Origin of the sequence: Flavobacterium silvisoli (assembly GCF_004329815.1) — a bacterium.
Lineage (GTDB): Bacteria > Bacteroidota > Bacteroidia > Flavobacteriales > Flavobacteriaceae > Flavobacterium > Flavobacterium silvisoli.
Genome location: NZ_SJPE01000002.1, coordinates 54,350 through 78,761, shown reverse-complemented (window position 1 = coordinate 78,761; position 24,412 = coordinate 54,350). Strand labels below are relative to the sequence as shown.

The following is a 24,412-nucleotide window of genomic DNA, read 5'->3' as shown; positions in this document are numbered from 1 at the left end:
TGAAAGAAAATTAATCTAGTACTCGATTGATTTGAACGAAAGTTCTTTGATAATAAGGCTCTTTGATAGAAGAAATAACCACCCCGCTTTGAGTCGAAGAATGGATGAATTTTACATCATCACCATTAACCTCTACTACCATACCGACATGGTTGATACGACGTTGACCTCGATTGATGAAGAAAATTAAATCCCCTTTCTTGGCGTTGCTCAAAGTTGTTTTGGTGCCAATTTCAGCCATTTCATGAGATGATCTGGGCAGAGTTATGGCAAATTTTTTGAAAGTTGAAAACATCAATCCCGAACAATCAAATCCTTCTTTGCTGGTGCCTCCACTTTTGTATCGGGTGCCTAAATTATCCGAAGCTGTGTTGATGAGTTGTTCCACCAAATAGCTGGAATCCTCATTTTCAACAATAATGTCGTTGTCGTTGCTGTCGTTGATGCCGGGAATGTTTTTGGGAGTCGAAACTTGTTTCTTAGGTTTAACCGCTGCTGTATGATTAGTGTTAACCTTCTTTGGAGTACTTGTTTTTTCTTCTTTTTCTGCCACCGCAACCGGCTGAACATAAACGCCTTTTTTTAAGGCCTCGTCTTTAGATGTAATGATGGCAGACGTTGGTTTACATGATGTAAACAACAATAAGACAAACGATATGTAAACGAGTTTTTTCAAAAAAAGAATTTTGACAAAGGTAAAAAAATCAATTTAGAATCAAAATCACCTCAGTTCATTTAAGATTAATTTAGCAGTTTTTGCACTGGCTCCTTCGCCCCCTAATTTGGCTTCCAAAGCTTCGTATTTTTCTAGCAATGCTTTTCTGTATTTGGTTTCAAGCAATTTGGAAAGTTCTGTTTTTAAGTTTTTAGGATTGCATTTGTCCTGAATCAATTCGGTTACTACTTCTTCATCCATTATTAAATTTACTAATGAGATGTATTTTAGTGTAATGATTCGCTTGGCTATTTGATATGAGGCCCAGCTTCCTTTGTAACAAACGACTTCGGGCACTTTGAACAGCGCGGTTTCTAAGGTAGCCGTTCCCGAAGTAACCAATGCAGCAGTAGCTACACTGAGCAAATCATAGGTTTTATTAGAGATGAATTTTACGTTTTTATTGGTCAAAAACTGTTCGTAAAAATGATAATCCTGACTGGGAGCTCCTGCAATCACAAATTGATATTCACTAAAATCATCAACGATACTCAACATCACGCTCAGCATTTTGGCAATTTCCTGTTTTCTACTTCCCGGTAAGATGGCAATGATGGGTTTTTCGTCTAACTGATTTTCTTTTTTAAATGTCGCTTCATCTGTTTTTGGGCGATTGTGAATAGCATCAATCAGCGGATGACCCACAAAATCGACAGGGAAATGATGCTTTACCTCGAAGAATTCTTTTTCAAATGGCAGGATGACGAACAGTTTGTCAAAGTCTCGTTTAACGGCCTTGATGCGGTTTTCTTTCCAGGCCCAAATTTGTGGCGCTATGTAGTAATGTGTCTTGATGCCTCTTTTTTTGGCCCATTGAGCAATACGCATATTAAATCCGGGATAATCTATAAAAATGATTACATCGGGCTTGAATTTTTCGATATCTCTTTTGCAGATTTTGATGTTGTTGAGAATGGTCTTGAGGTTCATAACCACTTCGGCAAAACCCATAAAGGCTAAATCGCGATAGTGTTTTACTAAAGTACCGCCTACCTTTTGCATCAAATCACCGCCCCAAAAACGAATGTCTGCCGAAGCATCTTCTTGGTAAAGAGCTTTCATTAAATTAGAGCCGTGTAAATCGCCCGAAGCTTCTCCGGCAATGATGTAATATTTCATAGTTTATAAATTCCAGGAATTAAGTTCGGCAATGGCATGATGTGCTGTTAAGTCAAATTGAACCGGTACAATAGATATGTAGCCGTTTGCCAAAGCCCATTCGTCAGTATCTTCTCCTTTGTCTAAATTGACAAATTCACCACTTAGCCAGTAATAATCTTTTCCGTATGGTGTTTGTCTCTTGTCAAATTTTTCCATCCAAATGGCTTTAGCCTGCCGACAGATTTTGATGCCTTTGATTTCATTTGCTTTCAGTTTGGGAAAATTGACATTCAGTACAGTGCCTTCCGCCATTTTTTTTGTCAAAACTTCTGAAGCAATTTTTTTGATAAATGGTTTCAGGGTTTCAAAGTCAGCATTCCAGTCATAGTCCAACAGTGAAAACCCAATTGCCGGAATACCTTCAATACCGGCTTCTACTGCGGCACTCATGGTTCCGGAATAAATGACGTTGATAGAAGAATTGGAGCCGTGATTCACGCCTGAAACACACAAATCCGGTTTTCTTTTCAAAATCTCATTCACTGCCAGTTTGACACAATCAACCGGAGTTCCTGAGCACGAATATTCTGTAATCGGAGCATTGTTGGCAGAGATTTTATTAAGATATAGAGTGTTGTTAATGGTAATTGCATGTCCCATAGCGCTTTGCGGGCTATCGGGAGCAACCACTAAGACTTCACCAATCTCGGCCATCACTTCAATCAGGGCTCGGATCCCCGGGGCGTTAATTCCGTCGTCATTGGTTACTAAAATGGTAGGTTTTAAAGACATAGGTTTTACGGGTTATGTAACAATAGCACGGTTTTTGCGACTTACCGTCCGGCTGCAAAATTAACGTTTTTTAAAGTTTTATAAAGATACATTTTTATAACTTTGATGCTTTAGGTATGCAGCATAATATACATCCGTACTGTTTTTAACAAAAAAAGATTCTTTTGAAAAACTACAGCATGTTTTTTTGTTTACTTTAGACCAAAAAATTAATGAAAATTATAATTCAATTTATGAAAAGAAACTATAAAATACTACTGGTAATTGTAACACTATCGCTAGCCTTGTGGAGTTTTAGGCCTTCACATAAAGCCTCAGATCCTGAGAAAGATAAGTTGTTGTTGGAGTTGTTGACGTTCGTTATCGAAAAAGGGCATTACAGCCCGGCGCCTATTGACGATAATTTTTCAAAAGGGGTTTACAAAGATTATTTGAATGCTCTTGATCCTTCAAAACGTTTCTTTTTACAATCTGATATTGATGAATTCGCTCAATACGAAACGAAACTGGATGATCAGATTAAAGAAAAAGACTTGTCCTTTTTTGATTTGACCTACAATCGTTTGATGCAACGTATGGAAGAAAGCAAAAGCTATTACAAAGAAGCTTTAGCAAGTCCGTTTGATTACAAAAAAGACGAATCCTTTAATACGGATTATGAAAAAATGCCGTTTGCCAAAACCACTGACGAATTAAAAGACAGATGGCGTAAACAAGTCAAATTGTCTGCGTTATCTTCATTGGTAGAAAAACAAAAATTGCAAGAAGATTTGGCTCGTGACGCAAAAAAAACTCCACAGCAACGCTTGGAAGATTTTCGCAAAAATTCGCCTGAAGGATTAACACCTGAGGCAGAAAAGAAATTTCTTGAGGACGATGCGAAGAAGAAATATGATAAAATTAAAACCTTTGACGAGTTAGAGAAAGAAACCAGGGAATCTACTTTGAATTCTTTGAATGACAATTTCAATTTCATTAAAGATTTAGACCGTGAAGATTGGTTTTCTATTTATGTAAATGCCATAGCTTCCCGTTTTGATCCGCATACCTCATATTTTGCTCCTAACGAAAAAGAGAAATTTGATGTGAGCATGAGCGGAAAGTTAGAGGGAATTGGAGCCCGTTTACAAAAGAAAGGAGACTTTACCGAGATTTCTGAACTGATTTCCGGAGGTCCGGCTTGGAGAGGAAAACAATTAGAGTCTGGAGATGTTGTTTTAAAAGTTGCCCAGGGCAGTGCAGAACCGGTTGATGTTGTAGGAATGCGTTTGGATGATGTAGTGAAAAAAATAAAAGGACCTAAAGGAACCGAAGTGCGTTTAACCGTTAAAAAAACAGACGGAACTATCAAGGTTATTACCATCATTCGTGATGAGGTAGAAATAGAAGAAACCTACGTAAAATCGAGTGTAGTAGAGAAAGACGGATTTAAATACGGAGTTATTTATTTGCCGAAATTCTACATTGATTTTGAAGACCAAAACAGTCGTGATGCCGGTAAGGATGTTGCTCAGGAAGTAGAGCGCCTGAAAGCTGCCGGTGTTCAGGGAATCGTGATGGATGTTCGTGATAACGGTGGCGGTTCTTTGAAAACTGTGGTTGATATTGCAGGATTGTTTATTGAGCAAGGACCAATTGTACAAATCAAATCGGCTGCCGGTAAAAAAGAAGTATTATACGACCGCGATTCTAAAGTACAATGGGACGGTCCGTTGGTAATTATGATTAACGAGTTTTCGGCATCTGCTTCAGAGATTTTAGCCGCTGCAATACAAGACTACAAACGAGGTGTTGTCATCGGAAGCAAACAATCATATGGTAAAGGAACTGTTCAAAACGTTATCGATTTAAATCAGTTTGTTCGCGGCAGTACTTATGGCGACTTAGGTGCTTTGAAAACGACCACTCAAAAATTCTATCGAATTAACGGGGGCTCTACACAGCTTGAAGGTGTGAAAAGTGATGTAGCTATACCGGATCGTTATTCGTATTTGAAAATGGGTGAAAGAGATATTGACAATGCTATGCCATGGGATAAAATAGATCCTGCTAATTATCAAATTTGGAACAAACAAAACAATTTTGATGCTGCCATAGCCAAAAGCAGAGAGCGTATGAGAGATAATGCTCAAATGAAATTGATTGACGAAAATGCTAAGTGGCTTGATGAACGCAACAAGGAAAATGTGTATAGCCTTAACATCGATAAATTTAAGGCCGAACAAAAAGCTTTAGAAGAGAAAAGCAAAAAATATAAATCGATTGTTGACTATAAAAATGCTTTTGAATTCAAATCACTTCCTTACGAAGTGGATGCTATGAATAAAGATTCTGTTCTAAAAGAAAAAAGAGACAGATGGCATGAAAATCTTTCAAAAGACATTTATATCGAAGAAGCCATTCATATCTTAAATGATTTGCAATCTGAGAATAACAAAAGTCTGACGTCTAAAGTGAAGAAGGATAAACTGGTAAAATCGTAAACCGGAATAGTTAAAATAAAAAAGCCACCGATTGGTGGCTTTTTTTTATCCTCTGAGTTTGTTCAGCTTTATTTCCGCTTTATCAATATCGTTTTGCAATTCGTTAATTTCTATTTGCTGTTTGCTGATTTTGATGTTCTCTTTTTCTATTTCTGTATCGCTAAGTTTTCCTTTACGTTTGTTTTTGTCGAGTTTGGCTTTCATTTTTTCAAGCTTTTCTTTTTCGTTGACCAAACGTTTTTTGTCTTTAATTAATGACTTTTCAGCTGAAGCAATTTTATCCTGAGTTTTTTCAAAGCGACGTTGTTCTTTTTCTAATTTCTTCTGTTCTTTTTCGAGTTTTTTGGCCGCTGCTTCTGTTTCTTTTTGCTTTTCTAAAGTAGCGTTTTGTATGCTCAGAATTTCTTCAGAAGAGAGTACTGTGTTTCTTTTCTTCTGAGCTGTATTTTCTATCTGAATTTGCTTCAGTTGAACAGAATCTACAGGCACAGTTACAGTGTCTTTTACTTCTTGAGCAATGCTCAGAACAGATTGAGAAGCGAATAACAGGGCAAGAATAATTTTAGTTTTCATAGCTATGAATTTAGTATTCACCCAAATTTACGAAAAAGCAATGAAAATTACCATTCGTTCACCTTATTGGCATCCATTTTCAGGAAAATGAAGAGCAGAATAGTAAATCCCCAAAGTCCGGAACCACCATAAGAGAAAAACGGTAGTGGTACTCCTATGGTTGGAAATATCCCAAGGACCATGGCAATGTTGACAAAGAAGTGAATGAATAAAATTCCGGCCACACAATAACCATAGACCCGGCTGAATTTAGTCTTCTGTCGCTCCGATAGATAAATAATCCTGATGATTAAGCATACGAATAAGGAAATGACAAACAGTGAGCCCAGAAAGCCCCATTCTTCTCCCACTGTGGTGAAGATATAATCGGTGTGTTGTTCGGGAACGAAACCTCCTTTGGTTTGTGTGCCTTCCAGATAACCTTTGCCAAACCAACCTCCGGAACCGATGGCAATTTCGGACTGATTGGTGTTGTATCCTATCCCTTTCATATCTACTTCTTTTCCCAAAAGGATATTAAAACGATCGCGGTGGTGTTGTTTGAATACATTTTCAAAAACATAATCTACCGAAAAGACAAAACCGGATATCGTCACAAAAATGATAGCACTCAAAATCCAGTTTCGGTGTATAATTCGACTTCTGTAATACACAAAAACTATAACTGCTAAAGATATCCCTATCAATGCAAGAGGCTTTATGACTAAGGCTAACACAAATAAAACCAAGGCGATAAAACCGGTCCATACATACCAGGAAGGTAGTCCCTCTCGGTATAAAACCAAGATGAAAACACTGTATATCAAAGCACTTCCCGGATCGTGCGGTATGATTAATAATATGGGTAATGCCAAAATTCCCAGAGCTTGAATTTGTCGGTTAGTGTCTTTTAAGTTAACCTGAACATCACTCAAATATTTGGCTAAAGCCAATGCTGTAGCGGCCTTTACAAATTCAGAGGGCTGTAATCCGAAGGAACCGAAAGAATACCAGTTGGCTTGCCCTTTGATGGTTTTACCAAAAACAAATAAACCGGCCAGTGAGAGCAATCCGATTACATAGATAACACTGGAAAATTTCTCATAAAATTTACCGTCAACAGAGAGCACAACAAAAATCAGCGGGATAGAGAACAAGATGAACATAAATTGCTTCCCGTAAATTTGTGTAAAATCGAAAATGGAAGTCTCTTCGGCTATAGAAGACAAAGAAGAGGAATAAATATTCAACCATCCCAATATGACCAAGACAATATAGATAAGAACACTTATCCAGTCTAAATTATTCGTTACACTTTGATTTTTCATTTTCTGGAAATTAGTTTGTCGGAGTAACTTTTGGTTTAGCGTCTTCTTTTTTGATTTCCGGTTTTACGGGAGTGTCTAATTTTTGCTTAATCAATGTGTCTATAATGGGTTTCGGATAGTACTTGTTGTATTCAGCCTCAAGACTTCCTTCGAGCATTCGTTTTTCTAAATCTTTGCGGGTGATTTTTCTTTTGATGTATTTTTCAATCATCAAACTGGTTATAGGACCTGCCCAACGCGCGCCCCAATATCCGTTTTCTACAAATACTGCAATGGCAATTTTAGGATTATCTTTAGGTGCAAAAGCAACAAAGATAGAGTGGTCTTGAAGTTTTACACGCTTTCCGTTAATCTTGGCATAATTTTCTGCGGTTCCTGTTTTTCCGCAAATTTCAATGCCTTCTACATTCAAACCATGAGCTGTTCCAAGATTATAAACATCAAACAAGCCACTAATCATTGGTTCAAAATACTTTTTGTCAACGGTAGTAAAATGTTTGGTTCGAAAGCGTTTGTCAATAGGCTGTCCTTTTATTTTTTTAATGATATGAGGTGTGTAATAATATCCTCTGTTGGCCACAGCTGCAATCATGTTGGCTAATTGTATAGGTGTCATTAAAACTTCACCCTGACCGATAGCGTTGGAAACGATGGTTTTACTTGACCAGCCCCAGCCCGGATACATTTTTTTATAGGTTTTAGATGTGGGGATACTTCCTTTTCTTCCGGTGGGTAAATCATATCCCATGAACTGTCCCAGTCCAAAACTTTTCAAGTGATTGCTCCATACATCAACACCTTTCGGAGGATTGTTGTACTTGTTGATGGTTCGCATGTACGAACTAGAAAAATAGGTGTTGCAGGATTCGTAAATTCCGCGGTGCAATTGCATTTCGCCACCATGACAGTGGCATTTCATGAATCTGCCGGGAGCATAACTGAAACCATGATGACAAGAGAAAGAAGTGTTTTCATCAATTACTCCTTCCTGAAGAGCAACTAATCCGGTTAGGATTTTAAACGGAGAACCTGGGGTGTATTCTGCTAACAACCCTCTGTCGTATAACGGTTTTGCTATGGAATCATGGTAAAGCATGGTGTAATTTCTCGAACGTTGTCTTCCTACCAAGATAGCCGGGTCAAATGACGGTGCGGTAACCAAAGCTAAAATTTCCCCGGTTTTGGGTTCAATAGCAACAATACCCCCTCGTTTATTAATCATCAACTCTTCACCGTATTTTTGGAGTTCGGCATCGATACTCAAATTAATGTCTTTACCCTGAACGGCTATAGTGTCAAATTTACCTTCTTTGTAAGAGCCAATTTCGCGATTGTATTTATCTTTTTGGATGTATTTTACACCTTTGATGCCTCGTAAAATTTCTTCATAACTTTCTTCAACTCCTTGACGTCCAATCAAATCGCCGCTGTTGTAGTATTTGTTTTTTTCGATGATTTTGTCGTTTACCTGAGTGATAAAACCAAAAACATTAGCCCCAAACGACACCTGATAATCTCTTAAAGAACGTTTTTGAATGTAAAAACCGTTGAACTTTCGTTGCATTTCCTGAAATGCAGCGTATTCTTTTTTGTTTAACTGAGCCAAAAAAACCGAAGGAAGCCTCGGGCTGTATACTTTGGCTTTAGCCACTTTGGTCAAGAATTCTTCTCGGGTAATTTTTAACAGCCTACAGAATTCTATAGTGTCTAAATCTTTAATGTCTTTAGGAATAACCATGATGTCGTAAGACGGTTGATTGGCTACCAAAAGCTTGCCGTACCGATCATAAATGTAACCACGCTCGGGATAATCATACTTAATTTTAATAGCATTATTATCCGATTTTAATTTTAAAGTGTCGTCAATTACCTGCAAATAAAAAAGCCGCATTACAAGTAAAATCGTAGCGACGAAAATGATTGTGGGCAATAAAACTTTTCTCATCGTTTGCTTGGCTTAATGATGTAGATGATAATAATACAAGTAATGATGGTGAATAGTGTACTCAGTACTGTGCGGACCAAAATGTCCCAAAGAAAACTGATTTTGAAAACTTCTAAAACAAACAATACAAAGTGATGAAGTACAACGGCTATGAGGATGAACGAAAACCGCTCAGGGGTTAGAGTGTCATTCAGTTTTACCGTTTGATATTCATAACTCAAACCAAAAGAAAATTTGAAAATAGCGGGTCTGTAATAGGCCAGTACGAGACAAGCTGCAGCATGTACCCCACCTGAATTACAAAACATGTCCATCAGTAAGCCCAGAAAGAAACTGGCAGCCATCAATCCCATTTTATTCCCGTTTACCGGATAAAGGATAATAAACAATACATATGGAAACGGATTGATAAACCCAAAAAGGTCGATACGGTTGAATATCAAAACCTGTGCGGCCAATAACAAAACAAATCGGGCGATATTTCCAAGCGAGGCGTTATTCATCGTTTTTGTTTTGTTTTTCTAAATTCGAAATTTCTTCAGCATCTTTATTTTTAATGATATATACATGTCCCAGATTAGTCATGTCATTAAAAAGTTTGATGTCTAAAGTGTAATAGTTCGTTACATTGTCAATATATACCTTGTCAATGGTTCCGATGCCAATATTCTCAGGGAAGATAATCGACTGCCCACCGGTAACGATAGTGTCTCCTTTGCGAACTCCGGCCAGCCTCGGTACGTCTATCAACTGAACGAATCCGGTGCTTTTGCCATTCCAAACCAATGAGCCAAAATGATTTGATTTTTTGATTTTGGCGTTAATTTTAGAATTGATATTCAAGATACTGATAACTGTAGCGTAATTTTTCGAAGTCTTGTCTACTATCCCAACAATTCCTGCGCTGTTGATGACGCCCATGTCAGGACGAACACCGTCAGCTTCTCCGCTGTTTATGGTGAGGTAATTTTCGTGTACACTATAGGAGTTGTGAATAACTTTTGAAACGATAATATCCGTTTTTTTAACTCCTTTTATCGTATCTAATTGTGCTACTTTAGTAGTGTCTTTTTGGTTGAATAGAAGCGATTTCAAACGGGCATTTTCAAGAGCCAATTCTTCATTTTGAGATTTCAGGCTGAAATATTCATTAATATTGTTAACCCGTTCATAAATTCCACCGGTAAAGAAGTTAGCCGAACTGATGATTTTGCTTTTATGATAAGAATGAGACTGAATCGTAAGCAATAAGGATATGACCAAAAGCAGCAAAAACAGTAAGCGATTACTGTTTTTAAGTATAAAATTAAAAATTTGCTGCATTTTTAAACTGTATAATGGTTGTTGTAACTATCCGTCGAAATAAAGATAAAAAATAAATAGTCTTAGCGGCTAATTATTTAATTAAAATGCTTCTGAATTTCGGGATATTTTTAAGTGCCATCCCAGTTCCGCGTACTACCGCTCTCAATGGGTCTTCGGCTATGTAAACCGGTAAATCTGTTTTTTGCGAAATACGTTTGTCTAACCCTCTCAACATAGAACCTCCACCGGCTAAATAAATACCGGTATTGTAAATATCAGCTGCCAATTCAGGTGGTGTTTGTGATAACGTTTCCATGATGGCATCTTCAATACGCTGGATAGATTTGTCTAAAGCTTTGGCTATTTCTCGGTATGATACTTCAACTTGTTTTGGTTTTCCGGTCAATAAGTCACGTCCTTGTACCGACATATCGTCTGGTGGAGTCTCCAAGTCATCAGTGGCTGCACCTATAGTAATTTTAATTTTCTCGGCAGTGCTTTCTCCCACAAATAAATTGTGTTGGGTTCTCATGTAGTAAACAATATCGTTCGTGAAAACGTCACCGGCAATTTTAACCGATTTGTCACATACAATTCCGCCCAAAGCGATAACCGCAATTTCCGTAGTTCCCCCTCCAATATCTACAATCATGTTTCCTTTAGGTTGCATAATATCGATACCGATACCAATGGCAGCTGCCATTGGTTCGTGAATTAAGTACACTTCTTTTCCGTTTACGCGTTCACAGCTTTCTTTTACCGCACGCATCTCTACTTCAGTTATTCCCGAAGGGATACATACCACCATGCGGAGTGCCGGAGTAAACATTTTTTTCTTTAACGCCGGAATACTTTTGATAAACATGCTGATCATTTTTTCAGAAGCATCAAAGTCGGCAATAACCCCATCTTTTAACGGACGTATGGTTTTTATGTTTTCATGGGTTTTACCCTGCATCATGTTGGCTTCTTTTCCAACGGCGATGATTTTGCCCGATATTCGGTCACGAGCAACAATTGAAGGGCTGTCTATGACAACCTTATCGTTGTGAATTATCAGTGTGTTAGCTGTACCAAGGTCGATGGCAATATCCTCGGTCATGAAATCAAAAAATCCCATAAGTTTTTTAAGGGTTTAAATGTTTATAATTTTTTTAACGGACAAAGTTAAACAAATTAATGTTTAAAATGACGTGTTCCTGTAAATACCATGGCAACTTTATTTTCGTTGCAAAACGTAATACTCAATTCATCTTTTATCGAGCCTCCGGGCTGAATAACTGCCGTGATTCCTGCGTCATGAGCAATTTCCACACAATCCGGAAATGGGAAAAAAGCATCACTGGCCATTACGGCTCCTTTCAAATCAAAACCAAAACTGTTGGCTTTTTCAATGGCTTGTTTCAAGGCATCTACACGGGAGGTTTGTCCGGTTCCCGATGCCACTAATGTACTGTTTTTTGCAAATACAATAGTGTTTGACTTTGTATTTTTACAAATTTTTGAAGCAAATAATAAATCTTCTGTTTCTTGCGGAGTTGGGGCTGTATTGGTTACTACTTTCAAATCTTCTTTAGCGTCGGTAACCGAGTTTCGATCTTGCACCAAAAGTCCGTTCAGACAGGTTCTTACTTGGCGTCTTGGCAACTCAACTTCGTGTTGTACCAGAATGATTCTGTTTTTCTTTTCGGCCAAAACAGCAATCGCACCATCATCATAACTTGGAGCGATTACCACTTCACAAAATAAGGTGTTGATTTCGGCAGCGGTAGCCAAATCAATGTTGCCGTTAGCAATCAAAACGCCACCGAATGCTGAAGTAGGGTCACAAGCTAATGCTGCTAAGTAAGCCTCTTTCATAGAGTTTCTTGTGGCCAATCCGCAGGCGTTGTTGTGTTTTAAAATAGCAAAGGTTGGTTCGTTATCTTTAAATTCTAAAATAAGATTCACCGCTGCATCTACATCAAGCAGGTTGTTATACGATAGCTCTTTCCCGTTCAATTTGGTGAACATCTCGTCAAATTCACCAAAGAAAAACCCTTTTTGATGCGGGTTTTCACCATATCGCAACACCTGACCATTAGCAATACTGGTTTTGAAATAGGTGTCATCGGTATTGAAATAATTAAAAATGGCCGTGTCATAATGAGAGGAAACATGGAAAGCTCGTGTTGCCAATAGTTTTCTTTGTTCCAAAGTCGTAGCGCCGTTTTGATTTGAAATCAATTCTAAAAGCATAGCATACTCATTTACCGAAGCCACGATTACGGTGTCCTTGAAATTTTTAGCAGCTGCCCGGATTAAAGAAATCCCACCGATGTCTATTTTTTCAATAATATCGGATTCACTTGCACCCGAGGCTACTGTTTTTTCAAACGGATATAAGTCAACGATGACCAAATCGATTTGCGGAATTTCGAATTCACGCATTTGTGCCACATCACTTTCGTTATCCTGACGGTTTAAAATGCCTCCGAAAATTTTGGGGTGTAATGTTTTTACTCTTCCGCCTAAGATTGACGGATAAGAAGTAACTTCTTCAACCGGAACTACCGGAATGCCTAAGTTATTGATGAATTCTTCAGTTCCTCCGGTGGAGTAAATCGTTACGTTTTGTTCGTGTAGTTGACGAACGACAGGCTCTAATCCGTCTTTTGAAAAGACCGAAATCAAGGCTGATTTGATGGTTTTTGTAGTATTCATTGTGTAGTTGTGTTTTAAGGGCACAAAAGTAGTTTTTTTCAGTTTGAACTGGGTTCAGATTTGCAACTTTTTTGTAACAATATTTTATTTTCTGACACCTATAAGGCATTAAATAAAAAAGTAGTGAATGTCATTATTTTTATTGAAATTTACCAGACCGTAATCCAGCCATAAATGTTACTCTATTTAAGACTCCTGAAAGAAAGTTTTGCTTTTGCCATGAATGCATTGCGCAACAATAAATTGCGAACCATGCTTTCGCTCTTGGGGGTAACCATTGGTATTTTTTCCATCATAGCGGTTTTGGCGGCAGTAGATTCGTTAGACCGAAAAATCAAGGCTGATTTAAGTACTCTTGATAAGAATACCATTTATTTGACCAGTCAGTCTTTTGGACCTACTACTGTACCCCGTTGGAAAAGGGAACAATTTCCTAATGTTACCTATGAAGAGTATCAGTACCTTAAGGAATCTTTGAATAATGTTGAAAACACTTGTTTTCAGTATTTTACCAGTAGTCAAAGCATAAAGCAGGATGCCAAAACAGTGTCTTCGGTGAACATGATTGCCGTTACGTCAGAGTTTGTAGACGTGCAGCGAATGGAGTTTTCGGAAGGAAGATTTTTTAACGAAGCCGAATCCAATTCAGGCAAACAGGTAGTGGTTTTAGGCTATGATATTGCCAAAAGTTTGTTTGATGATTTTGACCCTATAGGGAAAACCGTTCGCATGTACGGACAGCAATTTACAGTAATTGGCGTAACCAAAAAGAAAGGTGAATCAGGAATTGATATTGGCGGTGGCGATGATACATCGGCTTTTTTTCCATCAGCTTTTTTGAGAAGAATTTATGGTGATAACAATCCGCAGGTGCTTCCGGTAATTATCATAAAACCCCAAAGAGGCGCGGATATCGAAGAGCTTAAAGGAGAGATTTCTCAAAAACTCCGCAATTTGAGAGGTGTTAAGCAAGGTGATATCGATAATTTTTTCGTCAATATTTTGGCAGGACTTACCGATATGATTGACAACCTGATAGGTAGCCTTAAAGTAGGAGGGTGGATAATCAGTTTATTTTCTCTGTTAGTAGGAGGGTTTGGAATCGCCAATATCATGTTTGTTTCGGTGAAAGAACGAACCAATCTTATCGGAATTCAAAAATCGCTGGGAGCTAAAAACAAATTTATTCTTTTTCAGTTTTTGTTTGAAGCTATTATTTTATGTGTAATCGGCGGATTGATAGGTCTCTTTTTAGTATGGGTTATTGCGCTTATATTGACTCAGGTTTTAAGTTTTGAATTTGTGTTAGGTGTTGGTAATATCATGCTGGGAACCGGTTTGGCTGCTGCCATTGGTTTGATTTCAGGAATTCTTCCGGCTGTTTCGGCTTCGCGCTTAGACCCAGTAGAAGCCATCAGAAGCGGGATGTAATTTTCAATAATTAAAATAAAAAATGCACAAGGTTACTTGTGCATTTTTTATTTTTTTGAAAACGTATTATTTTATCGAATATCCTGATTCAAAATCAAATCAAGATAAAGATTGATTTTATCTTTCAATTCTTTTCTCGGAGTGATGAAATCAAGGAAACCATGTTCTAGTACAAACTCTGCGGTTTGGAAACCTTCCGGTAAATCTTTTCCGGTTGTATCGCGTACTACACGTGGTCCGGCGAAACCAATCAAAGCACCCGGCTCTGAAATGTTAATGTCCCCAAGCATAGCATACGAAGCTGTTGTTCCTCCTGTAGTTGGGTCGGTACACAATGAAATATACGGAATTTTAGCTTCAGCCAATTGCGCCAATTTAGCCGAAGTTTTAGCCAATTGCATCAGCGAGTAAGCGGCTTCCATCATACGGGCACCTCCTGATTTTGAAATCATAACAAAAGGGGTTTTATTTTTTATGGCATAATCAATACCTCGGGCAATTTTTTCTCCTACAACGGCTCCCATAGAACCTCCGATGAAAGCAAAGTCCATGCAGCAAACCACTAAATCTTTCCCTTTTGATTTTCCTACCGCTGTTCTAACCGCATCATTCAATCCGGTTTTTTCGATGGCATCTTTCAAACGGTCAGAGTATTTTTTGGTGTCTACAAAATGCAATGGGTCTTTTGCTCTCATGTTAGCATCCAACTCTTTGAATTCGTTATTGTCAAACAAGATTTCGAAGTATTCTTTACTGCCGATTCTAACATGAAAATCATCTTCCGGACTTACCCATAGGTTACGCGCCAATTCATCTTGGTCAATGATTTTTCCGGTTGGTGATTTGTACCAAAGTCCTTTCGGTACGTCTTTTTTATCTTCGGTTGCGGTGGTAATCCCTTTTTCTGTTCTTTTAAACCAAGCCATAATTAATTTCTGGAATTATGAATTATGAATTATGAATTATGAGTAGTCCCCTAATTCGTAATTCGTAATTTTAAATTTATAATGTGTTAACGTTATTCAAGTCGGCAAACGCCTGTTCTAATCTTTTGTTGAAAGTCATTTCGCCTTCGCGCACCCATTTTCTTGGGTCATAATGCTTTTTATTCGGCGCATCCGGTCCTTCCGGATTTCCAATTTGTGTTTTCAGGTATTCAATGTTTTTGGTGATGTAATCGCGGATTCCTTCGGTAAAGGCGAATTGTAAATCGGTATCGATATTCATTTTAATCACACCATATGAAATCGCTTCTCTGATTTCTTCAAGTGTTGAACCCGAGCCTCCGTGGAAGACAAAATCTACAGGGTTGTGTCCGGTATTGAATTTGCTTTGCACAAATTCCTGAGAGTTTTTCAAAATCTTTGGTGTCAGCTTAACATTACCCGGTTTGTATACACCGTGTACGTTTCCGAAGGCTGCAGCGATGGTAAATTTCGGAGAAATTTTCATCAATTCTTCATAAGCGTAAGCAACTTCTTCCGGCTGTGTATATAGTTTTGAACTGTCTACGTCAGAGTTGTCTACACCGTCTTCTTCGCCACCGGTAATTCCCAATTCAATTTCTAAGGTCATGCCCATTTTACTCATGCGGGCTAAGTAGGTTTTACAGATTTCGATGTTTTCGTGCAATGGTTCTTCTGACAAATCAATCATGTGAGACGAATACAATGGTTTTCCGGTTTCTGCAAAATGTTTTTCAGAAGCCTCTAACAAACCATCTAACCAAGGTAGCAAGTTTTTAGCACAATGATCAGTATGTAAAATGACCGTAGCACCGTAAGCTTCTGCTAAAGTATGGATGTGTTTTGCACCCGCAACCGCACCAAGAATCGCCGCTTTCTGACCGTCGTTGGACAATCCTTTTCCGGCATTATAGGAGGCACCTCCGTTTGAAAATTGAATGATAACCGGTGCTTTTAGTTTGGCGGCTGTTTCTAAAACACCATTAATAGTGCTTGAACCTATCACGTTTACCGCCGGAAGAGCGAATCCTTTTTCTTTAGCATAATTAAAAATTACCTGAACTTCATCGCCTGTTGCTACTCCGGGTTTGATATTGTGAGCCATTGTCTGTGTTGTTTTTTAAGTTGAGGTTACAAAAATAATAATTTCTGATTTTAGAAAGGATAATTTATTCCAATATTTAAAACCGATTTGTCGAAGCGCATTTCCTTGAACCATTTGTCTTCAGAAAGTGAAGGATTGTAGGTTTTGAACCCCATATCTAAGCGGAGAATAAAGAAATTGAAATCGTATCGCAATCCGTAACCAGTGCCCAATGCCATGTTTTCCAGTGATTTCAGATTTCTGAAAATGGAAGGTTCAAATGTGGTGTTGTCTAATACATTCCAAATGTTTCCGGCATCGGCAAAAACAGCTCCGTTTAGTTTTTGAAAAATGTTGAAACGAAGTTCAGTACTGAGCATTAACTTCATATTAGCTTCATTGAAATCCAAAATACTATTGCTGCCACCGGGACCTAAACTATAGGACTGCCAGGCTCTATTGTCATTGGAGCCTCCGGCAAAATAACTGCGCGAAAAAGGAATACTGTTTGAGTTACCGTAAGGTATGGCGATCCCGAAAAATGCTTTGGAAGCCAGTACTTTTTTTCTTTTCAAATCCCAATGTTTGATGAATTCAAATTCGGATTTTATGTATTGTGAAAATTCGACGTCAAAAATAGTGTTTGATCCGTTTTGATTTTTTAGTTGTTTGGCAGCACGAGCCAGTAACGAAAGCATGTTTCCTGCTGATTCCAGTTTGGCTTTGAATGCGTAAAATTCGTTGTCAAACAAATCGCGTTGCGAAGTTTTGGAAAAGGAAAGACTCGAAGCAAAAATCAGGTTGTTTTCGGTCAATCGCACTCTGCGCTCTACGATGCTCAATATTGATTTGGTATCAGCCGGTGTTACTCCTAAACTCGGATCAGTTAATGCATCGTTGGCGAAACCCAACACACCACTTTCGATCTTAAGATTGCCGCTGTCATCGAGATAATCCGGATTAATTGTGTAGTTTTTGGCAATGTCATTAATGGTTCTGTAGGATGACTTGTAGATATTAAAATAATTCGTCGGGTTCAGGTTTTTTACAAACTGAATGTTGAATAAATCAAATTTAAAATTCTCTCCTTTTTTGGGAGTCCAGTTATAGGAAAGTGAGCTGGTGAAATTTTGTTTGTCTAATCCAATGTTGGTTTGTTTGGCATAACCAATACTCATTTTGGTGTACGGAATCATGGTTTTAGGGATGATTCGGTCTGTTTTAAAAGGCAAAAACAAGCGCGGAAAATTCAGGTTGGCATCAATCCCAATTTCCGAAATATTGAAGAAGTTGTTATTCGGATTGGCTAAGTCTTTAGAAGAACCGATATTCCCCCGGAACCCGATGTCAAAAGTTTCGGCACCATTGAACACATTTCGAATTGCCAAAAATGTACTTCCCGAAATTCCAAAATCCTGTATGTTTGAATGGGTAAAATCAGTCGAAAAACCGAAGGTATTTTTCTTTCTTGGGGTTAAATATACATTGGCAATTAATGCGTTTTTCTGATTTTTATCCTCTACATATTGAATCAGCGGATAGTTGAATACCTTTAGATTACTAAGGTATCTGGAAGTAAGTGTGGTTTTGTTGTCTGAAAAGTAATTGCCCTTAACGACAAAGACCCCGTCAGTAATGGCTTTAGGACGGTATTTTAATTTGTTTACACTGTACAACGTGAAATCTTTGTAAGTTGTACTGTCGTTTATTTTTGCATTTGGCTCTGTGGCACTGTGATCGGTAAAAATATTTACTTTGCTGATTTTGTATAGTTCAAATGGTGCTTTTTTAACACTGTCATCCACACGTATCGATTCGTTTTCGATAATCAGGTCTACGTTGGCCTTGTGGGTTTTTGTGATAGTGTCTAATTCAAAAGCGACATAATTTTGTTGAAAGCGAAAAGCTCCGTTGTTTCTGAAATCTTCGGTAATTCGGCTTCTTTCGTTATCAAAGTCTGCTGTTTCGTATCGTTTACCGGTTTTTAGGAACGAATTTCTTTTTCTCAATTGGTAAATCGAATCTAAAGGCGCACTGGTAATGTAACTGTCAATGCTGTCCAGTACATATGGCGTATTGGTTTTTACGACGTATTTTAGCCTGACTCTTTTCGAATCAATACTGTCAATTTTATATTTGGTAGTAACATCAAAATAACCCCGATTGAAATAATACGATTTCAAACGACGCAATGATTTTCGAGTACTCAATGTATCTAAGAGTACTGGTGCTTCACCGGTTTTTCGCAGAAAATTATCAACTCCCGAATAAAAAAAAGATTCTCCTAAACGTTTGACTTGCTTTCGGGACAACCATTTCGCTTTCCAATAGTAGCGTTTCGGGTTTTTAATCATTTTAGCCTTGAACAAAGAGTCTGATTTTGGTTTGGCCAAATTGTATATATTCAGTCGAAGGTGGTATCCTAAAATAGAAGTATTCTGTTTTTGGTATAATTGATTGAATATGTCTTCGGTGTTGTCTTTCTTGCCATCAATAAAAATGTCATTTTTATCTAAGAGCCTCTTGTTAATAGGAACTCTTTTTGTGGTATTGCAACCAAAGATAATTAGTCCAGTTAGAATAAATAATGATATTTTTGTGATACTATTTTTCAAGTGATGCGAAATATTTAATTCAAAAGTACAGTATTTTATGGTTAGTAAAAACCAAATAAAACTAATTACCAGTCTTCAGTATAAAAAATACCGAAACGATGCTCAATTGTTCCTGGCTGAAGGCGTAAAAGTAATACAGGAATTGTTACAATCAAATTTTGTACTGGAACATTTATTTGTAGTAGAAGATGTTTTCCCGAAGGTTGCCGATGCACAAAAAACGGTAATCCGTGAGCAAGATATGAAACGCATTACAGCCCTGAGTTCTCCGAGTCCGTGTCTGGCCCTTTTCAAAATTCCGGCAGTAACAACAATTGAAGATTCAGGTTTAATCGTGGCTTTAGATGATATTCGCGATCCGGGAAATTTGGGTACTATCATCCGTTTGTGTGATTGGTTTGGGGTAAAACAATTATTGTGTTCCAAAGAAACGGTCGATTTGTACAACCCTAAAGTTATACAGGCAACCATGGGCTCTGTAACCCGGGTAAAAGTAAATTATGTCGACTTAAATGACTATGTTTCCAAAACTCAATTGCCGGTTTTCGGGACTTTCATGGATGGTAAAAATGTGTACAATGAAAAGCTTCCGGCAGAAGGAATATTGGTCTTGGGTAATGAAGCCAATGGTATTTCAGCAACTTTAGAAAAAATAATCACCAACAGAATCTCGATTCCCAGATTTGGAGAAATGCAACAAACCGAAAGTTTAAACGTGGCTACAGCCACTGCCATTTTTCTGAGCGAATTCAGAAGAAATACACTCTAGTTTGTGTGCTTTTAATGGAAAGTAAAATTGATTAAAACCGCACGCGTTTTCAATGATTCAACATTGCTTGTCCAAGGACTGTTAGGATCATTATCGCGAATTAATTCATCGTTAAATCCGAAAACGCCACGGATGGACGGTGAAAATTTAAAATATTCAAAATACAAGTCAACACCAAAACCGAATGTGTAATTTTGAGTCCAGGGTTTTACTCTGAACTTTTGTTGCAGGTTGTCATCTTTTGACTTGGAGTTGCTGGAGAGATTTAAAGTAGACGATAATCCGCCAACCAAGTAAGGACGTACATTTCCGGTTCTTAATGAAGAGAATTTTAACAGTAACGGAAAGTCAATATAAGTGGCTTTAACTTCTCTTACCGCATCACGATCGCTGGTGAAGCCTGAATAAGTCAAGGTTCTGCTGGCGTAATAAAGACCCGGTTCAAAACGGAGTTCTATGTATTCATGCAGTCTTAAACTACCTACTAGTCCAACATTGAATCCGGTGTGTCCTTTAACATCAATATCGTATCCCGGAATTTTATAATCGGTTTTGAAGTCAAACGTACTGAATCCTAAAAAGTATCCCCAATATACTCTTTGTTTGTCAAAATTTTCCAAATTGATAATAGGGTCTTTGGTGAACAAACTTTTGCCCAACTGCGCTTGGGATTGCAGTGAAATCAAAAGGAATAGAACAAATATTTTTTTCATTGTTGAGCTGAAAACTTCAGTTTTATTTTTTGGTTGCCGTGTAAATAGTCGCCACTCCAAAAGTTTGCGGCATTGCTTTACAATCTATAAACGAAGTTTTTCGTAAAATATTGTTTAAGGCTTCGCCAAAAGGAAAGTTAGCGGCTGATTCCGATAAGTATCCGTAAGCACTGTTGTCCTTAGAAAAAAGTTTTCCAACCAACGGCAGGATGTATTTAGTGTAAAAAGTATATCCTTGTTTGAACGGAAACTTAACCGGAACCGAAGTTTCCAGAATCACAAAAATACCGTTTGGTTTTAAAACGCGGTAAATTTCAGCTAAGCCTTTTTCCAGGGTTTCAAAATTTCGAATACCGAAAGAAACGGTAATGGCATCAAAGTAGTTGTCAGGATAAGGGATGTTTTCGCTATCGCCCAAAACCATTTCAATTTTGTCGGATAAATTTTTGTCCTTGATTTTTTTCTTGCCTACTTCGAGCATACCCGATGATAAGTCGAGCCCGGTTATTTTTTGGGCACTGGTCGAAGCCATCAAAATAGCCAAATCACCGGTTCCTGTGGCTATATCCAAAATGGTTTCCGGTTTTTTTGCAGCAACCAAAGCCACTACTTTTTTTCGCCATTTTACATCAATACCCAGCGATATAACTCGGTTCAAACCGTCATAATTCCCCGAAATGGTGTCAAACATTTGGGTTACTTGTTCTTTCTTGCCAAGTGTTGAATCTTTATAAGGGGTAATGCTCTTAGACATGGGTTATTTTTCGACAAATATAAGCCAATATTTTGATTAGCGGAATGCTTTGCGCTAACAGCTTTTTTTAAATGAAAATTTATTTGTAGTAAAATTACCTTATTTTTTATCAAAAAATCCCCATTGTTGGTGATTTTTTTCTCGTTCAGAATTAGAAACTTTGTAACATCAAAAATCAAAATATTTAATGCATGAATGCTAGAATTCTGATTTCAGAGATAAGATGGGTGATGCTGTCATTAGCAATAACTTTTATCCTTATACTTCTTTTAAAAGATTCAGTCAATCTTATTGGGGGCAGTGAGGTTGAATGGCATTTGTTTATTGGGTTAAATAAATTTTTGGAAATTTTGACGTACTTCACCTTCAGCACTTTTGTGGTATTTGGTGTTAAAGGATTCTATGAAATGTACACGCAAAAAGTTTCCAATGTGATAATGATATGCTCAGGCCTAATCTTGGTACTGATTATTTTTGTTCTCAGCTGCCAAATATTATTGGACGCCTAACAAAAACTCAATTATTTATTTTGATTTTAAACACCTTTCGGGGTGTTTTTTTATGCTCTTTCGTAAGTTGTAAAAGTAAAGTCAAAGTCGTGTTTCTCATCTTTAGGGTGAAACTCTTCAGAGACTACTTTCCATAGTTTAGGGTCAATTTCAGGGAAATAGGTGTCGGCATCAAAATGATGATGCACTTTGGTTACATCAATCTTATCGGCCAGTCCAATAGCCTGATGGTATATTTCACCACCGCCAATGACAAATACCTCTTCATCTTTTGGGCAAACGGATACAGCCTCTGTCAACGAATTTACCACTATACAGCCCTCGGGGGTATAGTCTTTTTGTCGTGTAACAATGACATGGGTTCTATTGGGTAAAGGCTTTGGGAAGCTTTCAAAAGTTTTTCTTCCCATAATGATGTAATGACCCGAGGTCAGATTTTTGAATCTTTTGAAATCATCGGGCAAATGCCAAAGCAGTTGGTTGTCTTTGCCCAAGGCATTATTTTCAGCTACTGCTGCTATGAGTGTAATCATTTGATTGGGGGTTTGGCGTTCTCAAGATCGTTTTTCAATTGCTCAATTTTTTTGGATTGCTGCAACATCAGTTTGTCAATTTGAGAGCGTTCCCAATGTTTATTCATAAAGCTGTCAACGATAAAAACCTTAATGGCGTGAAGTAGAAAAAGAAACAACCAAACGGCCACAGCCCATGTCCACCATGTTCTGTCCGGGTAAAAAGACAACCATTTATTGGCAACAAACAAAAAACAACTACCTATTAACAGCACCGTGAAATGAAAATACAAACGTTTTTTTTGTTTGATTCTGTCACGGGCATATTCGTATAATTCGTGTTGATCTCTTTCCATAAAGACTGAAATTAGTGCATTAAAGGTAGAATTTATTTTTAAAATGCTAAAGAAATTCTCTGCAGACTAAAAATATTTTCGTTGGCTTAATGCTGCAAAATCACTCGGGGTGTTTTGTGAGAAATGCGCTAAACCGCCACGGCTCCTTTGATATGAGGATGCGGGTCGTAATTTATTAAAGTGAAGTCTTCAAAAGTAAACTCAAAAATGTTCTTCACGTTCGGGTTTAATATCATTTTAGGCAGAGGTCTCGGTTCGCGTGACAATTGTAATTCTACCTGTTCAAAATGATTGTTGTAAATGTGTGCGTCTCCAAACGTGTGAATAAATTCACCAACCTGCAAATCACAAACCTGCGCAATCATCATCGTAAATAAAGCATAGGAAGCAATATTAAACGGAACACCTAAGAAGATATCAGCACTTCTCTGATACAATTGACAAGACAGTTTACCGTCAGCCACATAAAACTGAAAGAAAGCATGGCAAGGTGGTAAAGCGGCTTTTCCGTTAGCTACGTTCTCGGCAAACGATTTTGAAGTGTCGGGTAAAACCGAAGGATTCCAAGCAGAAACCAACATGCGTCGGCTGTTGGGATTTTTCTTTAAAGTGTCAATCAACTCGGCAATTTGATCAATCTCTTCACTGTTCCAATTGCGCCATTGATGCCCGTAAACAGGACCCAAATCACCGTTTTCATCTGCCCATTCGTCCCAAATTTTAACTCCGTTTTCTTTTAAATAACCAATGTTTGTATCACCTTTCAAAAACCAAAGCAATTCATAGATAATCGATTTCAGATGCAGTTTTTTGGTAGTTACCATAGGAAAACCTTCGCTCAAATCAAAACGCATTTGGTAGCCGAAAACACTTTTGGTTCCGGTTCCGGTTCGGTCTCCTTTTTGACAGCCGTTTTCTAAAACGTGTCGCATTAAATCGTGATACTGTTTCATTGTTTTTATGGTAAATGTTGAATGTTGAATGATAAATTAATCCAAATGATTTCGTTGTTAATTACACTTTTATTGAACGGATTAGTAATTCAACATTTAGCATTCAAAATTCAAAATAGTTTTAACTTTCTCTCTTCGAAATTTCGTCTCTTATCTTGGCGGCTTTTTCATAATCCTCATCCTGTACGGCTCTTTCCAAAGCGTCGTGTAACTCAGACAAACTCATGCTTACGTAGACATCTGTTGATTTTCCTTCGCTGTCTAAACCGAAAGTTTCCGGGGTGGAAAGTACTCCCTCGTCTTCAGAGTCGGAGTTTTCCAATTCGGCCGGATTCGGATTCAGGTAAATACCGGCTTTGTCTAAAATATTTTTATAGGTAAAAATCGGTGCATTAAATCGCAGTGCCAGGGCAATGGCGTCCGATGTTCTTGCATCGATGATTTCTTCTATTTTATCGCGTTCGCAAATGATACTCGAGTAAAATACTCCGTCAACCAGTTTGTGAATGATGACCTGCTTCACTACGATGTCAAAACGATCGGCGAAACTTTTAAACAAATCGTGAGTCAACGGACGTGGAGGTTTGATTTCTTTCTCTAAAGCAATGGCGATTGATTGGGCTTCGAATGCACCGATGACTATCGGTAGTTTTCTTTCTCCATCGGCTTCATTCAGTATCAAAGCATAAGCGCCGTTTTGCGTTTGACTATAAGAAATTCCTTTTATGGTTAGTTTTACTAAACTCATTTGGATTTTAGATTGCTGGTATTAGATTCTTGATTTGTGAACTGAACTGAAAGAATTTGAAAAAGTTTCCAAAAATTCA

The 24,412-nt window shown here is 37.9% G+C and carries 22 protein-coding genes; 3 read left to right on the top strand and 19 right to left on the bottom strand.

The features are described from left to right. Positions 1-10: 10 nt before the first annotated feature. Genes EZL74_RS02670 through surE form a run of 3 tightly spaced genes read right to left on the bottom strand, consistent with a single transcriptional unit; the run spans position 11 to position 2,608 of the window. Positions 11-676: a C40 family peptidase gene (locus EZL74_RS02670; protein ID WP_240034545.1), complete on the bottom strand. Its 666-nt coding sequence runs from the start codon at positions 674-676 to the stop codon at positions 11-13. Between the two features lie 45 nt (positions 677-721). After that, complete coding sequence (gene lpxB / locus EZL74_RS02665; RefSeq protein ID WP_131475047.1) at positions 722-1,834, bottom strand: lipid-A-disaccharide synthase; 1,113 nt, start codon at positions 1,832-1,834, stop codon at positions 722-724. Positions 1,835-1,837: 3 nt separating this feature from the next. Further along, positions 1,838-2,608, bottom strand: coding sequence for a 5'/3'-nucleotidase SurE (surE, locus tag EZL74_RS02660; protein ID WP_131475046.1), 771 nt, complete (start codon positions 2,606-2,608; stop codon positions 1,838-1,840). A 212-nt stretch (positions 2,609-2,820) separates the two neighbouring features. Between surE and EZL74_RS02655 the strand changes: the two genes are divergently transcribed. Then, the gene (locus EZL74_RS02655; protein WP_131475045.1) at positions 2,821-5,091 is read left to right on the top strand and encodes a carboxy terminal-processing peptidase; all 2,271 of its coding nucleotides are present in this window, start codon (positions 2,821-2,823) and stop codon (positions 5,089-5,091) included. A 45-nt stretch (positions 5,092-5,136) separates the two neighbouring features. Here EZL74_RS02655 and EZL74_RS02650 read toward each other — a convergent pair whose 3' ends face one another. The 7 genes from EZL74_RS02650 to purH form a co-directional block, all read right to left on the bottom strand. Next, positions 5,137-5,664 carry a hypothetical protein gene (locus tag EZL74_RS02650; RefSeq protein WP_131475044.1) on the bottom strand — a complete coding sequence of 176 codons (528 nt, stop codon included), beginning with the start codon at positions 5,662-5,664 and terminating at the stop codon, positions 5,137-5,139. 47 nt (positions 5,665-5,711) lie between these two features. Next, positions 5,712-6,971 (bottom strand): rod shape-determining protein RodA, encoded by a 1,260-nt coding sequence (rodA, locus tag EZL74_RS02645; RefSeq protein WP_131475043.1) that lies wholly within the window; start codon positions 6,969-6,971, stop codon positions 5,712-5,714. A 10-nt stretch (positions 6,972-6,981) separates the two neighbouring features. Beyond that, positions 6,982-8,916, bottom strand: coding sequence for a penicillin-binding protein 2 (mrdA, locus tag EZL74_RS02640; RefSeq protein ID WP_131475042.1), 1,935 nt, complete (start codon positions 8,914-8,916; stop codon positions 6,982-6,984). Next, positions 8,913-9,419, bottom strand: coding sequence for a rod shape-determining protein MreD (locus EZL74_RS02635; protein ID WP_131475041.1), 507 nt, complete (start codon positions 9,417-9,419; stop codon positions 8,913-8,915). Before EZL74_RS02635 ends, mrdA begins: the two co-directional genes overlap by 4 nt. Next, the gene (gene mreC, locus EZL74_RS02630) at positions 9,412-10,239 is read right to left on the bottom strand and encodes a rod shape-determining protein MreC (protein WP_131475040.1); all 828 of its coding nucleotides are present in this window, start codon (positions 10,237-10,239) and stop codon (positions 9,412-9,414) included. The genes EZL74_RS02635 and mreC overlap by 8 nt, the downstream gene beginning before the upstream one ends. A 73-nt stretch (positions 10,240-10,312) precedes the next feature. After that, on the bottom strand, positions 10,313-11,341 hold the full coding sequence (locus EZL74_RS02625; RefSeq protein ID WP_121312631.1) for a rod shape-determining protein: 1,029 nt from the start codon (positions 11,339-11,341) through the stop codon (positions 10,313-10,315). A gap of 56 nt (positions 11,342-11,397) precedes the next feature. Next, entirely contained in the window at positions 11,398-12,924 is a 1,527-nt protein-coding gene (purH, locus tag EZL74_RS02620; protein ID WP_131475039.1) for a bifunctional phosphoribosylaminoimidazolecarboxamide formyltransferase/IMP cyclohydrolase, read from the bottom strand. A 174-nt stretch (positions 12,925-13,098) separates the two neighbouring features. On the opposite strand from purH, the gene EZL74_RS02615 reads away from it, so the two are divergent. Beyond that, entirely contained in the window at positions 13,099-14,355 is a 1,257-nt protein-coding gene (locus EZL74_RS02615; RefSeq protein ID WP_131475038.1) for an ABC transporter permease, read from the top strand. Between the two features lie 71 nt (positions 14,356-14,426). On the opposite strand, the gene accD is transcribed toward EZL74_RS02615, so the two are convergent. The 3 genes from accD to tamL form a co-directional block, all read right to left on the bottom strand. After that, positions 14,427-15,281: an acetyl-CoA carboxylase, carboxyltransferase subunit beta gene (gene accD / locus EZL74_RS02610; RefSeq protein WP_131475037.1), complete on the bottom strand. Its 855-nt coding sequence runs from the start codon at positions 15,279-15,281 to the stop codon at positions 14,427-14,429. Positions 15,282-15,357: 76 nt separating this feature from the next. Then, positions 15,358-16,425: a class II fructose-bisphosphate aldolase gene (gene fbaA / locus EZL74_RS02605; protein WP_131475036.1), complete on the bottom strand. Its 1,068-nt coding sequence runs from the start codon at positions 16,423-16,425 to the stop codon at positions 15,358-15,360. A 50-nt stretch (positions 16,426-16,475) separates the two neighbouring features. Next, positions 16,476-19,019: a translocation and assembly module lipoprotein TamL gene (tamL, locus tag EZL74_RS02600; protein ID WP_131475035.1), complete on the bottom strand. Its 2,544-nt coding sequence runs from the start codon at positions 19,017-19,019 to the stop codon at positions 16,476-16,478. Positions 19,020-19,056: 37 nt separating this feature from the next. On the opposite strand from tamL, the gene EZL74_RS02595 reads away from it, so the two are divergent. Then, positions 19,057-19,788: a TrmH family RNA methyltransferase gene (locus EZL74_RS02595; RefSeq protein WP_131475034.1), complete on the top strand. Its 732-nt coding sequence runs from the start codon at positions 19,057-19,059 to the stop codon at positions 19,786-19,788. A gap of 11 nt (positions 19,789-19,799) precedes the next feature. Here EZL74_RS02595 and porT read toward each other — a convergent pair whose 3' ends face one another. The 6 genes from porT to EZL74_RS02560 form a co-directional block, all read right to left on the bottom strand. Next, a complete protein-coding gene (porT, locus tag EZL74_RS02590; RefSeq protein ID WP_131475033.1) occupies positions 19,800-20,501 on the bottom strand; it encodes a type IX secretion/gliding motility protein PorT/SprT in 702 nt (233 codons plus the stop codon). Positions 20,502-20,523: 22 nt separating this feature from the next. Beyond that, on the bottom strand, positions 20,524-21,255 hold the full coding sequence (gene ubiE, locus EZL74_RS02585) for a bifunctional demethylmenaquinone methyltransferase/2-methoxy-6-polyprenyl-1,4-benzoquinol methylase UbiE (RefSeq protein WP_131475032.1): 732 nt from the start codon (positions 21,253-21,255) through the stop codon (positions 20,524-20,526). A gap of 559 nt (positions 21,256-21,814) precedes the next feature. Next, entirely contained in the window at positions 21,815-22,297 is a 483-nt protein-coding gene (locus tag EZL74_RS02575) for a dihydrofolate reductase (RefSeq protein ID WP_131475031.1), read from the bottom strand. Next, positions 22,294-22,632, bottom strand: coding sequence for a 2TM domain-containing protein (locus tag EZL74_RS02570; RefSeq protein WP_131475030.1), 339 nt, complete (start codon positions 22,630-22,632; stop codon positions 22,294-22,296). The genes EZL74_RS02575 and EZL74_RS02570 overlap by 4 nt, the downstream gene beginning before the upstream one ends. A gap of 128 nt (positions 22,633-22,760) precedes the next feature. Beyond that, complete coding sequence (locus EZL74_RS02565; RefSeq protein ID WP_131475029.1) at positions 22,761-23,585, bottom strand: thymidylate synthase; 825 nt, start codon at positions 23,583-23,585, stop codon at positions 22,761-22,763. Positions 23,586-23,706: 121 nt separating this feature from the next. Next, positions 23,707-24,333 carry a bifunctional nuclease family protein gene (locus EZL74_RS02560; RefSeq protein WP_131475028.1) on the bottom strand — a complete coding sequence of 209 codons (627 nt, stop codon included), beginning with the start codon at positions 24,331-24,333 and terminating at the stop codon, positions 23,707-23,709. Positions 24,334-24,412: the final 79 nt, after the last annotated feature.